This window comes from Nonomuraea sp. NPDC004702, from assembly GCF_053601695.1.
Genome location: NZ_JBSGCE010000047.1, coordinates 1 through 12,621 on the forward strand (window position 1 = coordinate 1; position 12,621 = coordinate 12,621).

Below are 12,621 nucleotides of genomic sequence, written 5' to 3' on the forward strand. Positions count from 1 at the left end.
GGCGGGCCAGTGCTGTCGCCGCCAGCGCGGCGAAGGCCAGCGCGGCGGCCAGCACCGACGCCCACCCCAGCAGCGCGACCGGCCGCGGCACCGGCAGGACCAGCAGCGGCACCCCCACGTTGAGCGCCGCCAGCCGCGCCGGCCAGCCGCGTTCCAGCAGCGCCGCGTTCTCCTTGAACCGGGCCGGACCGCCGCCCAGCACCGCGGGCAGCAGGTGCAGCAGCGACCCGAGCAGCACCTGCGCCACGAACCCGACCAGCACCAGCGGCAGCAGCGGGGCCAGCGCGGCGGCGACCCGGTGCGCCGGCCTGGTGGCCACCACCACCAGATCGGCGGCCAGCGCCACCTCGAACCAGACGATCGCCGCGCCCAGCATCCACGCCGCGCCGGTGTGCGGCCTCCTGCGCCGCAGCGCGTCGCCCAAGGGGACGAGCACCGCCAGCCCACCGGCCGCGTACGCCGCCAGCCCGGCCAGGGCCACCCACCGCCAGCCCGCCAGCAGCCCGGCGACGGCCACCGTCAGTCCCGGCGCGGCCAGCCACAGGCCCGCCCGCGAGGCCCGGCGGGTCCGGTCCGACATGCGGGTGCGCAGGACCGTCGGCCACAGGGTGAACAGGGTGCCGAGCACGGTGAGCCCGATCCAGCCGAAGACGTTCACCTGGGAGTGGGCGGCGCTCATGCGCTCGTGCAGCGCGCCCTGGACGGTCCGGGCGGCCATCAGCCCGCCGAGGGTTCCGCCGGCGGCGAGCGCGCAGGCGGCGGTGACGTACCAGCCGATGACGTGGCCGAACCGGCCGGGCAGCGCGCCGCGGACGAGCCGGACCAGGACGGCCGCGTGCCACAGCACCACGCCCGCCAGCAGCGCCGCGCCGGCCGCCGCCAGGTGCCACGGCCCGTACGCCACGCCGGCCAGCACGGCGACCGTGGCCGTGTTGAGCAGGGCCAGCCGGGTCAGGCTCCCCCGCTCGGACGGGCCGCGGACGCGCAGCAGCGCCACCGTGAAGTGCTCGCTCCAGATGAGCACGGCCGTGCTGACCGCGCCCAGCAGGAACACGTGGATCAGCAGCCACGACGGCGCCGGCAGCACGTCGCCCGCCAGGGCTGCGACGACGGTCAGCGCCAGCCAGGCCACGACGGTCGCGTTCGCCCGCAGGTGCCAGGACGCGCGGGCCCGCCTCGGCGGCGGCAGGTCGATCGGCCTGCCGCTCTCTATCCGGATGTCGACCGGCATTCCGGGCACCTTCCTGTCTGCGGCCGCCGAGGGCCGGTGGATCGGGGGCGGCGCCGCTCAGGCACGCCGGGCCCCCGTCCGGTCGAGGACCTCGTACACCGGGCGCCGGGGGACGCGCGGGACCGGCGGCCCGTACCCGAGCCTGATCAACATCTGCACGTGCCCGAACGGGCCGGGACGGTCGCCGCGGTGCTGCGGCGGGCGCAGGTCGAGCGGCTGGCTGAACATCGAGGCCGCCACGCCGTGCGCGGTGGCGGTGAGCAGGACGCGTTGGAGGGCCTGCCCGGCGCGCAGCCAGTCGTGCGGGCCGTCCCCCTGGGTGAACAGGGCGACGAGCTGCGGCTCGGCCTCGAAGTCGGCGACCTCGCCGCCGCCGAAGCCGCGCATGGGCAGTTCGCCGGAGCGGGGGCGCGGGCCGAAGGCGTGGGCGGGGACGCCGTCGGCGCCGCCCTCCGGCCGGGTCCAGCGGGCCAGCTCGGCCCGGTAGGCGGGGTCGGCCGTCAGCGTGTCGTCGGCCAGGGCGACCATGTCCAGCACTCGCCTGGCCGTCCCGCCCTTGACGAGGAGCAGCGTGGCGTCCTCGTCGTGGGCGGCGTTGACCAGGTCGAGCAGGACGTCCCTGGGCAGCGGGCGGCGCTCGAAGGGGAAGCGGTTGGTGCGCCGGTGCGGGATCATGTCGTGCAGGAGCCGCTCGTCGGGGGTGGGCGGCCCGCCGGGCGTGGCCCGCACGGTCGCCAGCAGTTCGGGCCGGCCGTCCGGGTCGGGCAGCGGCAGGACGCCGGGGTCGTGCCCGGTCATCCGGACCGCCAGTCGCAGGTTGAACAGCGCGGCCCCGCAGCTGATGCCGAGCCCGCGTCCCAGGGGGTCGGTGACGGCGAGCAGCCGGTCGAGGTCGGCGTACAGCTCCATGGTGGTGTCGTCGAGGCGGCGGAAGCGCCAGGGCTGGGTGTTGTGCACCGAGGGCGCCGCGACGGCGGCGGCGACGATCCGGCGCACCCCGGCGTGTGAGGCGAAGGGTCCGTCCCAGGGGCGGGCGAGGCCGGCGCCGGTCATCGCGGGGCTCCCGGCACGACGGTTGCTGCGGGCATGTCTCCACGATGGCGCGACCGGCGGTGCCGCCGTCAGGGACCAAAGTCCCTTTCCGCGTCTCCGATCGGCCATGATCAGGTGGCGGGCAGCGCGGCGGCCAGCAGCACGACGCCGATCGACCCCACCAGGGCGCTGACGGCCAGCGTCCGGGCCAGGCGGGGGCGGGCGCGGGCGGCGGCCCAGCCGTGCAGGGCGGCGGCGGCCATGACGGCGCAGAACAGCAGGAGCTTGGCGGCCAGGACGCGGCCGTAGCCGGGTTCGGCGAGCGAGGCCCAGGTGACGCCCTTGTGCCAGGCGATGGCCACGCCGGTGGCGAGCTGGAGGGGCAGGAACAGGGCGGCGGTGAGCAGCCCGAACCGGCGGCCGACGGCGCCGAGCACCAGGGCGCGGCGCTCGTCGTCCAGCAGGCGCCGGGCCAGGGGCAGCAGGACGAGGGAGACGGCGAGCTGGCCGCCGACCCACAGCGCGGCCCCGAGCACGTGCAGGAAGCGCACCACCGCCCACCAGGTCATCGCGCGCCCGCCCGGTGGCCGGGCGCCGGCCGGCGGGGGATGCCGGTCGCGCCGAGGTGGAGCCGGGCGTAGAAGTCCTCCAGCGCGGCCAGGGTGCTGTTGATCGTGCTGGGGGCGTAGCGGCCGTGCAGCTCGCCGTGGTAGGCGTGGGCGGTGCGGACGGCCACCGTCGTGTCGGCCAGCGGCTCGCCCGCCAGCAGCCCGCGGTCGGAGGCGGCGGCGACCCAGGTCAGGTAGCGGCCGACGCGGCGCAGGTAGCTGGCCTTGCTGGAGGCGGCCAGCGGCGAGCCGGCCAGCGCGGCGGCGTAGGCGGCCAGCATCGTGTCGTAGGGCGCGGCCAGCGCGCCGGCCCTTCTCCTGTCATGCGCGGGCGGCTCATACATGGGCGGCTCATACATGGGCGGCTCATACATGGGCGGCCAGTTCCTTCTGGTAGGGGAAGCTGCCGGGCTCGTAGGCGCACCACGGCTCCTCACCGAGGACGTCCCCCGAGCAGGCGTAGGCGCGGGAGCGGGAGCCGCCGCAGATCGTGCGGAACTCGCACGCGCCGCAGCGGCCGGTCAGCCGGTCGGGGTCGCGCAGCGCGGTGAACAGCGGCGAGGAGCGGTAGATCCCGGTCAGGGGCCGGTCGCGCACGTTCCCGGCGTCCAGCGGGAGGAAGCCCGAGGGGTGCACGGTCCCGGTGTGGGAGACGAAGACGAACCCGCGCCCGGCGTTGACGTCGACGGGCGGGCGGCGGCTGCGCCGCTCCTCGATCAGCCCGGCCTGTTCGGCGCGCCGCCGCAGGGTGCGGTAGAGCGGGCCGAGCCGGAGCGCCTCGGCGTGGTCCACGCCCTGTCCGGCCAGAATCAGCCGTTGCACGGCGACCCGCCGGAAGTGGTGCGCCTCGGTGGTCTTGACCGGGATCGCGGTGCCGACGTCGTGCACGAAGTGCAGCACGTCCTCGGTCTCCTGCGGGGTCAGGGCCGACAGGTCGCGGCCCCGGCCGGTGGGCACGAGGAAGAACACGCTCCACAGCAGCGCGCCCTCCTGGCGTACCAGGGCGGCGATGTCCGGCAGGCTCGTCAGGTTGTGGCGGGTCACGGTGGTGTTGATCTGCACCTTGAGCCCGGCTTCGCGGGCCGCCCGCCAGGCGCGCAGGGTGCGGGTGAACACGCCGTCGTAGCCGCGGAAGGCGTCGTGGACGGGCGCGGTCGCGCCGTCGAGGCTGAGCGAGACGGCGGCGGCCCCGGCCTCGCGCAGCCGGGCGAGGTTGGCCGGGTCGAGGGCGGGGGTGGCCGACGGGGACACGGCCGGGGCCAGGCCGCGGGCGCGGGCGTGGCGGACCAGGTCGAGCAGGTCGGGCCGCTCGAACGGGTCGCCGCCGGTGATCACGAACAGCGGCGGGGGCGTGCCGAAGTCCGCCACCTGGCCGATGAGCCGGTACGCCTCCTCGGTGGTCAGCTCCGCCGGGTGCCGGGCGGGCACGGCCTCGGCGCGGCAGTGCAGGCAGGCCAGCGGGCAGGCGCGGGTGGCCTCCCAGATCACGATGAACGGGCTCGCGGCGACGTCGCGCCGGACGCGGCGCAGCGGCCGCCCGCCGGGTGGTGCGGTCATGCGGGTGCTCCTCGCAGGAGGTGGTCCACGACGTCGGCGGCCGAGTGGTCGTCGGGCAGTCCGTCCAGGAAGGCCAGGTCCTGGCCGAGGGTGAGCAGGGCGGGCTCCTGGTAGCCGTCGGCGCGGTGCTGGCCCAGGCCGATGGCGGCGGTCAGCCCGTTGCACAGGCACTGGCGGCCCTCGGCCTCCTCGGCGGGCCGGCCCTTGCGGACGTAGGCGTCCACGGGTTCGGCGGGGCAGCGGTAGCCGATCGCGCCGCCGGGCCTGACGTACGGGGTGCGCAGGTAGCCCAGGTCGCACAGCCGGGGACGCCGGTCGAACACCTCGGGCTCCGACAGGGTGCCGGGCAGGCCCGCGACCTTGAACGGGAAGCCGGTGGGCGAGGCGCGCGGGTCGTTGCGCACCTCCAGCGCGCCCCGGCGGGCCCGGCTCAGCATGCGCCGCCGCAGGCCGTCGTCGAGGCCCGACTCCCGGCACAGCGCGAACGCCGTCCCGACCTGGATGCCGGCGGCGCCGGTGGCCCGCGCGCCGGCCGCGCCGCCGGGGGTGGCGTAGCCGCCGGCCAGCCAGAACGGCAGCCCGATCGCGGCGACCTTGGCGGTGTCGGCCTCGTCGCGGGGCCCGTAGACGGGTTCGCCGCGCTCGTCGAGCACCAGCCGGCCGCGCGGCGGCGCGCTGTGCCCGCCGGCCACCGGCGTCTCCAGGACGAACCCGTCGGGCCTGGTCACCGGTGAGCGGGCCAGGTAGGCGGCCAGCACGTGGGAGGAGACGATCGCCAGCAGCTTGGGACGCCGCAGCGGTCCGGCCGGGGCGGCCCCGGGCCACAGCGCGGCCGGGTCGAGGCCGACCGTGTGGCGGGCGTCGCCGGCGTCGGCCACCGCGACGGTGAGCTCGGCCGGGCGGTGCGCGGCGAAGGCGTCGAGCAGCGCCGGGATCTCCGCCGGGATGCCGGCGCCCATCAGCACGTAGTCGACGCCGGCCAGCATCGCGCCGTAGGCGGCGGCGGGCGTGGCGAGCTGGATCTTCTCCAGGTAGTTGACGCCGACCGGCCCGTCGTGGCCCTGCTTGGCCAGGAAGACCTCGGCGAAGTTGGCGACCACGGCCAGCTCGTCGCGGGCCCGGCTGGGCCGCAGCCCGAGCCGGGGCACCGGCCGGTACGGCGTGCCGGGCGCGATCCCGCCGGGCACGAACCAGCGTCCGAGCACCCGTTCGGCGATCTCGGGGATGGGGAAGCCGGCCAGTGCCCGGCGCAGGTCGCCGCCGGGGTCGCCGCGCTGGAGGCGGCGGGCCAGGGCGACGTCCAGGGCGGTGCCCGACACCACGCCGAGCTGCCCGGTACGGGCGACCGCGCGCGCCAGCCGCCACCCGGACACCGCGACGCCCATGCCGCCCTGGATCAGGACGGGGAGCCCGGCCTCAGACACGCCGCGCCCGCAGCGTGCCGGCCCAGGTGAGCACGTCGGCGTTGATCTCCCTGGCCACCTCGCGGGTGGCCAGGATGTGCACGACGTCGTCCTCGGGCAGCGTCTCGACCATGAGCGACAGGCCGTCGCAGTCGCTGACGTGCGGCAGGATCTCCCGTGCCAGGGCGATGCCCCAGGCGGCCTGGTTCTCGTCGATCTCGCCCAGGCCGTCGATCGCGGCCAGGTCGGCCAGCTCGGCCAGCTCGCGGATGTTGCGGATCGTGTCGTCGTGGTCGCTGAGCAGCTTGTCCACGTAGTGCGCGCCGAGGACGGACGTCAAGCCGGGGTACATGGCCTCCTCCTCGTAGCGGAAGTGCGGCCCGACGGCCGCCGACAGGGCCGCCACCAGTTTCCCGGCCCGCGCCGCGTCGCCGGCGCCGAAGGCGTCGATCAGCGCGAGCAGCAGGTCCCTGACCTCGCGGTGCTCGGCGTGGAAGGTCTCGGTGAAGTGATGGCCGATGGACAGCACACAGTCCTCCAGCTGGGTGGTTCCGGACGTCGCCGGTCGCATGGTTCCCGTCCCCTGTCACTCGTCGGCGGCGAGGGTGGCGCCGCAGGTCAGCAGGGCGGCGCCGGTGAGCGTCAGCAGCCCGCCGAGGCCGATGGCCAGGTTGCCGAGCTGCCATGCCTGGTAGGCGTTGAGCAGGGAGGCGCGCAGCATCTGGCCGGTGAAGGCGGTCTGCCGCAGGCTCTCCAGCTCGGCGTCCGCGCCGCCCGCCGCGAACAGCTCGGCGCTGACCTGCGCGTACGTCCGGCCGCCGGTGGCGGTCAGCACATTGCGGCCGATCACCTGGGCGTAGGCCCTGGCCTGCGGGCCGGTCAGGACGGCGCGGCCCTCGTGGGCGGCGAGCTCGGCGGGCAGCCCCTTGCCGGGGAAACTGATGGCCTGCCGGCGCAGCTCGTCGCGGATCTCGCCGCGCGCCTGGACGCCTCGGGCGGCCATGACGGGGCCGGCGGCCGCCATCGCGGCGCCGGCGGCGCCCAGCAGCGCCCTCGCCGCGCCTCGGACAACGCTCATCTCATCCTCCTGGTCACGTGGATCGCCGGTGGACCGGCGGGTGGGCCGGCGGGCGGGCCGCCGGGGCGGGCGGTCAGCCGGCGGCGAGCCACAGGTCGGGCCCGAAGACCTCGTAGTGCACGTCGCGGGCCGCCACGCCGGCCTTGAGCAGCGCGGCGCGCGCCTCGCGCATGAAGGGCAGCGGCCCGCACAGGTAGGCGACCGCGCCCTGCGGGATCGGCACGCCGCCGAGGTCCATCAGGCCGTCGCGGTCGGGGGCCTGGGCGCCGTGCTCGTACCAGAAGACGTGCTCGGGGGCCAGGCGGGTCATGTCCTCGCGCAGCGCGTGCCGGTCGGGCGAGCGGTCGGCGTGCAGGGCCAGGACGCGGCGGCGGGAGCCGGTGGCGGCGAGGTGGTCGAGCATGGCGACCATGGGGGTGCCGCCGATCCCGGCGCTCACCAGCACCAGCGGCGCCTCGGAGTCGTCCAGGGTGACGTCGCCGAACGGCGCCGACAGGGTGAGCTCGTCGCCCTGGCGCACGGTGGCGTGCAGCAGGGTGGACACCTCGCCGGCGGGGTCGCCGTCCACGCGCTTGACGGTGATCCGGCGCAGGCCGTCGCCGGCGTTGGACAGCGTGTACTGGCGCAGCTGGCGCACGCCGTCGGGCATCTCGACCTGGACGCTGACGTACTGGCCGGGGCGGGCGGGCGGCGGGGGCTCCTCGCCGAGCGGGGTGAGCAGGAAGGAGGCGACGTCGGGCGTCTCCTCGCGGCGGCCGGCCACCCGCCAGCGCCGCCACGTGCGGCCCTCGACGGCGCCGGCGTCGGCGTAGAGGCGGGCCTCCATCGCGATCAGGGCGCCGGCCATCAGCCAGTAGACCTCGTCCCAGGCGGCGGCGACCTGCGGGGTGACGGCCTCGCCCAGCACCTCGGCGATCGCGCCGAACAGGTACTTGTGCACGATCACGTACTGGTCGTCGGTGACGCCGACCGCGGTGTGCTTGTGGGCGATCCGCGCGAGCAGGTGGTCGGGCCGCTGGTCGGGGTGGTCCAGGAGGGTGGTGGCGAAGGCGGCGACGGAGGCGGCCAGCGCCTTGCGCTGCTCGCCGCTGGCCTGGTTGCCGCGGTTGAACAGGCCGTCCAGCAGCTCGGGCCGGTCGGCGAACATCGTCGCGTAGAACCGCTCGGTGATGGCGTCGAGCGAGGCGCCCACGACGGGCAGCGTGGCGCGGACGACGGCGGCGGATTCCGCGGACAACATTGTGACCTCCACAGTCCCAGGGGTGAGACCCGCGACCGCGGGCCGGTTCCCAGGCTAGGGAGCGGGCCCGGTCGCTGACCGGGGCGAACGTCCGCTTTTGAAGGGCCGAAGGTCCCGGACGGGACATCCGGCGTCCGCGGGCCGGTCGCCGGGGAAGATGGGACTTTCGTCCCTGCCGCGGGCGGGGGCGGGTGGGGGATCCTGGAGAGCATGCAGCTCGACTCGTCCGGACTGCAGGTGCTCTCCGAGGAGGAGTGCTTCCTGCTGCTGTCCTCGATGCCCATCGGGCGGATCGTGTTCACCGATCGTGCCCTGCCCGCCGTCCAGCCGGTGAACTTCTGTCTCGACGGGCGGTCCATCGTGATCCGCACCGCGACGGGGTCGAAGCTGGCGGCGGCCACCCGGCGGGCCGTGGTGGCCTTCGAGGCCGACGACTTCGACGCCGGGCGGCGTACCGGCTGGTCGGTCACGGCGGTGGGGCACGCGCGCGAGGTGACCGACGCCGCCGAGCTGGCCCGCCTGGCTGAGCTGCCGCTGACGACGTGGGCGCCGGGCGACCGGGACCACTACATCGTGGTGGAGGCCGAGCAGATCTCCGGCCGCCGCATCGCGCCCGCCCGCGCGGCCGTCGTGTGACGGGTCCTTGAACGGGCGGCGCCGCCCCCTGGCCGGGGGCGGCGCCGGCGCTCAGTCCTCGTGCGCGGTGGTCACCAGGCCGTAGTCCCCGTCGTCGCGGCGGTAGAGAAGGCAGCCCGCCCCGGTGGCGGAGTCGGCGAAGAAGACGAACGGGAAACCGGTCAGCTCCAGCCGGTCGAGGGCCTGCCCGGCGGTGAGGCGGGGGGCGGGCAGCGGGCTGACCGAGATCCCCGCGCAGGTCGGCGCCGGCAGGTCGGGACGGGGGTCGAGCTGGGCGAGGCGGTAGCCGTCGCCGGTGCGGTAGATCACGCTGTCCTGGCCGGTCGCGGTCTCGGTGAACAGCAGGAAGTCGTAGTCGAGGTCGTCCATGTTCACCGCCGCCTCGTCGGGCACGGCGCGGGCGGCCGTGCAGGTCCGGACGATCCGGCGTTCCCCGGCGGCCGGGGCCGGGTGGGGCGGACGGGGGTGGCGGCCGCGCCGGTTCTCCCAGTCCCGGGTGCTCTCCAGCAGCCGCGCCCGCAGCCGGTCGCCGAGCAGGTGGATGGCGGCGCGGGTGGAGCCGGCGCCGGCCCGGGCCCTGATGAGCCGGCCCTGGACGTCCACCACGGCCTCGGCCGTCCGCCGCTCCCCCGCGACCTGCGGTGTGGCGGCGAGCTTGACCGTCGCGCCGAGCACCGGCTCGTGGGCGAGCCGGGTCAGGTCGGCCACGGTGTGGCGGGCACGCCGCACGTCGGCCGCGCGCACGCCGCCGCCGCGGATCCTGACCTGCACGTCGTCGGCGTCAAGGGCGATGGGCCTGTGCCTCATTCGTGAACACCTTCTTCGCATCCGGTGGTGATGATCCAAGCCTCTGGCCTGGGCGGACGCGGCGGCCAGAGCCGTAGGTCCTCCCGCGCGGGGACCTACGGCCCGCCGGGCGGCCGGCGGCCTCAGGAGCGGCGGTAGCCGGGATGCACGCCCGGCGTCAGGCCCTGGTCGGCGGCGACCAGCTCCAGCAGGGCGAGCAGCTCGCCGCGCTGGTCGGGGCTGAGGCACGAGGTCAGGTCGGCCTCGTGCGCCATCGCCGTCCTCCTGATGTCCTCCATCACCTTCGCGCCCTGCTCGGTCAGGTGCAGCTCGTGGTTGCGGCGGTCGCCGGCCGAGCGGCGCCGCTCCACCAGGCCGGCCCGGTCGAGCGGGTCGAGCAGCGCGGTGACCCGGCTGGGCACGACGCCGAGGTCGGCGGCGAGCGACTGCTGGCTGCGGCCCGGCTGGAGGGCGATCATCCGCAGCAGCCCGACGTCGGACGGCGACAGGCCGAGCTCGGCGACCCGCGCGGCGAACCGGCCGGCGGCGTGCGCGCCGAGCTGCGCGAGCAGGAAGGCGACGCCCATCGGGCGGTTGCGGGACGCGGACACAGCGCATACTGTACTCCGCACAGAACCTTTCACAAGGGTGAACCTTTCTCTAGAGAGAAGCAATATGCGATGACCACCCAGATGACCACCGACCGGCCTGACTGGCCCAGACATCCAGGACTGGAGGGCAAGGTCGCCCTCGTCACCGGCGGTTCCCGCGGCATCGGCGCGGCGACCTGCCACGCGCTGGCCGCCAACGGCGTCCGGGTCGCGGTCACCGGCCGCGACACCGGGGCGGTGGACCGCGTCGTCGCCTCGATCACCGCCGAGGGCGGCCGGGCGCTGGCCGCGCCCGGCGACGTGACCGACACCGGCGCCCTGGCCCGCATCCGCGCCGAGGTGGAGGCCGCGCTCGGACCGGTGGAGATCCTGGCCCCGTTCGCCGGCGGGCAGGGCGCGCCCGCGCCGACCGCGGGGCTCGACCCCGGCCGCTGGCGCGCCGTGCTGGAGTCCGACCTGACCTCGGTGTTCCTCACCGTCCACGAGTTCCTGCCGGGCATGCTGGAGCGGCGCGCCGGGTCGATCATCCTGATGTCGTCCACCGCGGGCCGGCAGCCCGGAGGCGCCAACGCCGCCTACGCCGCCGCCAAGGCGGGCGTGGTCATGTTCGCCCGGCACCTGGCCGCCGAGGTGGGCGGCGACGGCGTGCGGGTCAACTGCCTGGCGCCCTCGGCCGTGCTCAACGACAAGCTCGCCGCGCTGCCCGCCGAGCGGCTCGCCCAGCTCGCCGCGGCCTTCCCGCTCGGGCGCGTCGGCCGTCCCGCCGACGTCGCCCAGGCCGTCCTCTACCTCGCCTCGCCCGCCGCCTCCTGGGTGACCGGGGCGACCCTCGACCTCACCGGCGGACGGGTCTCGTGATCCACGCCGTGCTCCGCCCGTCCCCCGCATCCACCATCCAGACGGAGGCCCTGTCATGACCGACCCGATGACCGAACGGCTCGTCCGGTTCCAGCGGCCCGGCGCCCTGCCGTACCTGATCGGCGCGGACGAGGCCCGCCTCGCCGCCCTGTTCGGCCTCGACGCCGACGCCTACCGCGCGCTGCTGGACGCCTTCGACCAGCAGACCCGGCAGGCCGCCGAGACGCTGCTGGCCCGGCCCGGCCTCGCCGACGCCGTCGACCGGCTGCCGCTGCGTCCCGAGGGCTCCCGCGACGCCTTCCACGTGGTGGCCCTCGGCGAGAGCACCACCGCCGACCGCCTGTCCTGGTTCGAGATCCTGCGCCGGCTGGTCGCGCTGCGCCGTCCCGGCGACGCCGTCCGCTTCACCAACCTGGCGATCGCCGGCAGCACCACCACCCAGGCGCTCACCCAGCTCCCCGCCCTCGGCTTCCAGCGGCCCGACCTGGTGCTGTGCATGATCGGCGCCAACGACGCCCAGCACCTGGCCCCCGACGCGCCCACCCTGGTCAGCGCCGCCGAGACCGAGCGCAACCTGGCCATGCTGCACGACCTGGCCCAGCAGCGCGGGCCCGTCCGCTGGGTCTGGCTCACCCCGAGCCCCTTCGACGAGCCGCGCGCCGCCGCCTACCCGCACTTCCGGCGCGCCGGCATCACCTGGGCCGGCAAGGACGTCGACGCCACCGCCGACCACCTGCTGGGCCGTCCCGAGCCGACCGTGGACACCAGGCTCGCCGTCCGCGAGGACCACCACTTCCTCGACGACGGCGTGCACCTGAGCATCGAGGGCCAGCGCGAGATCGCCGAGGCCGTCGTACGGGCCCTGGCCGGTGCGGCATGAAGCTGATGGTCCTCGGCGCGACCGGCGGCACCGGCCGCCAGGTGGTCGAGCAGGCGGTCGCCGCCGGGCACGACGTCACCGTCCTGGCCCGCGACCCCGGCCGCGTCCCGGCGGGCGAGCGGGTGAGCGTGATCGGCGGCGACGTGCTGACCCCCGGCCCCTGGCGGGAGGCCGTCGGCGGGCACGAGGCCGTGCTGTCGTGCCTGGGCAGCACCGACCGCGGCCACCCCACCACCGTCTACTCCCAGGGCACCGCCAACGTCATCGCCGCCATGCGCGACGGCGGGGTGCGCCGCCTGCTGTGCCTGTCGTCGGCGGGCCTGGACATCCCGCCGGGCACGCCGCTGGGCCGCCGCCTGGTCACCCGCTTCGTGATCCAGCGCCTCTACCGGCACGGCTACGCCGACATGAGACGCATGGAGGCCGCCGTCACCGCCGCCCACGACATCGACTGGACGATCGTGCGCCCGCCGATGCTCACCGACGGGCCCCTGACCGGCCGCTACCGCACCGCCGAGAACGCGCCCCTGGCCAAGGCGGGCTCGATCTCCCGCGCCGACCTGGCCCACTACCTGCTCGACCACCTCACCGACGAGCACAACCGCCACGCCGTCGTCGAGATCGCCGGCGGCTCCTGACCTGTCAGGCGAACGCCGGCGAAGGCGACATTCCGGCTGACTCGCGCCCGTCCGGCGTGTCAG

The 12,621-nt window shown here is 76.0% G+C and carries 14 protein-coding genes and 1 pseudogene; 4 read left to right on the forward strand and 11 right to left on the reverse strand.

The genetic code is table 11. From position 1 onward, the window contains the following. The 9 genes and pseudogenes from ACWEJ6_RS39275 to ACWEJ6_RS39315 form a co-directional block, all read right to left on the reverse strand. Positions 1-1,231 (reverse strand): annotated as a pseudogene (locus ACWEJ6_RS39275) (multicopper oxidase domain-containing protein); the annotation flags it as partial. 57 nt (positions 1,232-1,288) lie between these two features. Continuing rightward, the gene (locus ACWEJ6_RS39280; protein WP_452430498.1) at positions 1,289-2,284 is read right to left on the reverse strand and encodes an Acg family FMN-binding oxidoreductase; all 996 of its coding nucleotides are present in this window, start codon (positions 2,282-2,284) and stop codon (positions 1,289-1,291) included. Positions 2,285-2,394: 110 nt separating this feature from the next. Continuing rightward, entirely contained in the window at positions 2,395-2,832 is a 438-nt protein-coding gene (locus ACWEJ6_RS39285) for a hypothetical protein (protein WP_452430500.1), read from the reverse strand. Next, the gene (locus tag ACWEJ6_RS39290) at positions 2,829-3,215 is read right to left on the reverse strand and encodes a hypothetical protein (protein ID WP_452430502.1); all 387 of its coding nucleotides are present in this window, start codon (positions 3,213-3,215) and stop codon (positions 2,829-2,831) included. The genes ACWEJ6_RS39285 and ACWEJ6_RS39290 overlap by 4 nt, the downstream gene beginning before the upstream one ends. A 22-nt stretch (positions 3,216-3,237) precedes the next feature. Next, positions 3,238-4,428, reverse strand: coding sequence for a TIGR04053 family radical SAM/SPASM domain-containing protein (locus ACWEJ6_RS39295; RefSeq protein ID WP_452430504.1), 1,191 nt, complete (start codon positions 4,426-4,428; stop codon positions 3,238-3,240). Then, entirely contained in the window at positions 4,425-5,852 is a 1,428-nt protein-coding gene (locus tag ACWEJ6_RS39300; RefSeq protein WP_452430506.1) for a nitronate monooxygenase, read from the reverse strand. The genes ACWEJ6_RS39295 and ACWEJ6_RS39300 overlap by 4 nt, the downstream gene beginning before the upstream one ends. Beyond that, positions 5,845-6,402: a hemerythrin domain-containing protein gene (locus ACWEJ6_RS39305; RefSeq protein WP_397178915.1), complete on the reverse strand. Its 558-nt coding sequence runs from the start codon at positions 6,400-6,402 to the stop codon at positions 5,845-5,847. The genes ACWEJ6_RS39300 and ACWEJ6_RS39305 overlap by 8 nt, the downstream gene beginning before the upstream one ends. Before the next feature lie 15 nt (positions 6,403-6,417). Continuing rightward, positions 6,418-6,909: a hypothetical protein gene (locus ACWEJ6_RS39310; protein WP_358300485.1), complete on the reverse strand. Its 492-nt coding sequence runs from the start codon at positions 6,907-6,909 to the stop codon at positions 6,418-6,420. Between the two features lie 73 nt (positions 6,910-6,982). Then, positions 6,983-8,149 (reverse strand): globin domain-containing protein, encoded by a 1,167-nt coding sequence (locus ACWEJ6_RS39315; protein WP_358300482.1) that lies wholly within the window; start codon positions 8,147-8,149, stop codon positions 6,983-6,985. Between the two features lie 210 nt (positions 8,150-8,359). Between ACWEJ6_RS39315 and ACWEJ6_RS39320 the strand changes: the two genes are divergently transcribed. Continuing rightward, positions 8,360-8,785 (forward strand): pyridoxamine 5'-phosphate oxidase family protein, encoded by a 426-nt coding sequence (locus ACWEJ6_RS39320; protein WP_364341719.1) that lies wholly within the window; start codon positions 8,360-8,362, stop codon positions 8,783-8,785. Positions 8,786-8,836: 51 nt separating this feature from the next. Here ACWEJ6_RS39320 and ACWEJ6_RS39325 read toward each other — a convergent pair whose 3' ends face one another. Both ACWEJ6_RS39325 and ACWEJ6_RS39330 read right to left on the reverse strand, forming a co-directional pair. Then, on the reverse strand, positions 8,837-9,592 hold the full coding sequence (locus ACWEJ6_RS39325; RefSeq protein ID WP_452430510.1) for a sigma 54 modulation/S30EA ribosomal C-terminal domain-containing protein: 756 nt from the start codon (positions 9,590-9,592) through the stop codon (positions 8,837-8,839). Positions 9,593-9,714: 122 nt separating this feature from the next. Then, positions 9,715-10,182 carry a MarR family winged helix-turn-helix transcriptional regulator gene (locus tag ACWEJ6_RS39330; RefSeq protein ID WP_397217766.1) on the reverse strand — a complete coding sequence of 156 codons (468 nt, stop codon included), beginning with the start codon at positions 10,180-10,182 and terminating at the stop codon, positions 9,715-9,717. A gap of 69 nt (positions 10,183-10,251) precedes the next feature. Here ACWEJ6_RS39330 and ACWEJ6_RS39335 point away from each other — a divergent pair, with 69 nt between their 5' ends. From ACWEJ6_RS39335 to ACWEJ6_RS39345, 3 genes are read left to right on the forward strand one after another with little or no spacing between them, the layout of a single operon-like run. Next, entirely contained in the window at positions 10,252-11,040 is a 789-nt protein-coding gene (locus tag ACWEJ6_RS39335; protein ID WP_452430512.1) for an SDR family NAD(P)-dependent oxidoreductase, read from the forward strand. A gap of 55 nt (positions 11,041-11,095) precedes the next feature. After that, a complete protein-coding gene (locus tag ACWEJ6_RS39340) occupies positions 11,096-11,920 on the forward strand; it encodes an SGNH/GDSL hydrolase family protein (protein ID WP_452430514.1) in 825 nt (274 codons plus the stop codon). Beyond that, a complete protein-coding gene (locus ACWEJ6_RS39345) occupies positions 11,917-12,558 on the forward strand; it encodes an NAD(P)-dependent oxidoreductase (RefSeq protein ID WP_452430516.1) in 642 nt (213 codons plus the stop codon). Before ACWEJ6_RS39340 ends, ACWEJ6_RS39345 begins: the two co-directional genes overlap by 4 nt. Positions 12,559-12,621 lie beyond the last annotated feature (63 nt).

What these genes read in the sequence shown, in the direction of transcription:
- ACWEJ6_RS39325 (WP_452430510.1), bottom strand. Translation starts at nt 9,592, where the DNA reads ATGAGGCACAGGCCCATCGCCCTTGACGCCGACGACGTGCAGGTCAGG.
- ACWEJ6_RS39320 (WP_364341719.1), top strand. Translation starts at nt 8,360, where the DNA reads ATGCAGCTCGACTCGTCCGGACTGCAGGTGCTCTCCGAGGAGGAGTGC.
- ACWEJ6_RS39290 (WP_452430502.1), bottom strand. Translation starts at nt 3,215, where the DNA reads ATGTATGAGCCGCCCGCGCATGACAGGAGAAGGGCCGGCGCGCTGGCC.
- ACWEJ6_RS39295 (WP_452430504.1), bottom strand. Translation starts at nt 4,428, where the DNA reads ATGACCGCACCACCCGGCGGGCGGCCGCTGCGCCGCGTCCGGCGCGAC.
- ACWEJ6_RS39335 (WP_452430512.1), top strand. Translation starts at nt 10,252, where the DNA reads ATGACCACCCAGATGACCACCGACCGGCCTGACTGGCCCAGACATCCA.
- ACWEJ6_RS39285 (WP_452430500.1), bottom strand. Translation starts at nt 2,832, where the DNA reads ATGACCTGGTGGGCGGTGGTGCGCTTCCTGCACGTGCTCGGGGCCGCG.
- ACWEJ6_RS39315 (WP_358300482.1), bottom strand. Translation starts at nt 8,149, where the DNA reads ATGTTGTCCGCGGAATCCGCCGCCGTCGTCCGCGCCACGCTGCCCGTC.
- ACWEJ6_RS39310 (WP_358300485.1), bottom strand. Translation starts at nt 6,909, where the DNA reads ATGAGCGTTGTCCGAGGCGCGGCGAGGGCGCTGCTGGGCGCCGCCGGC.
- ACWEJ6_RS39280 (WP_452430498.1), bottom strand. Translation starts at nt 2,284, where the DNA reads ATGACCGGCGCCGGCCTCGCCCGCCCCTGGGACGGACCCTTCGCCTCA.
- ACWEJ6_RS39305 (WP_397178915.1), bottom strand. Translation starts at nt 6,402, where the DNA reads ATGCGACCGGCGACGTCCGGAACCACCCAGCTGGAGGACTGTGTGCTG.
- ACWEJ6_RS39345 (WP_452430516.1), top strand. Translation starts at nt 11,917, where the DNA reads ATGAAGCTGATGGTCCTCGGCGCGACCGGCGGCACCGGCCGCCAGGTG.
- ACWEJ6_RS39340 (WP_452430514.1), top strand. Translation starts at nt 11,096, where the DNA reads ATGACCGACCCGATGACCGAACGGCTCGTCCGGTTCCAGCGGCCCGGC.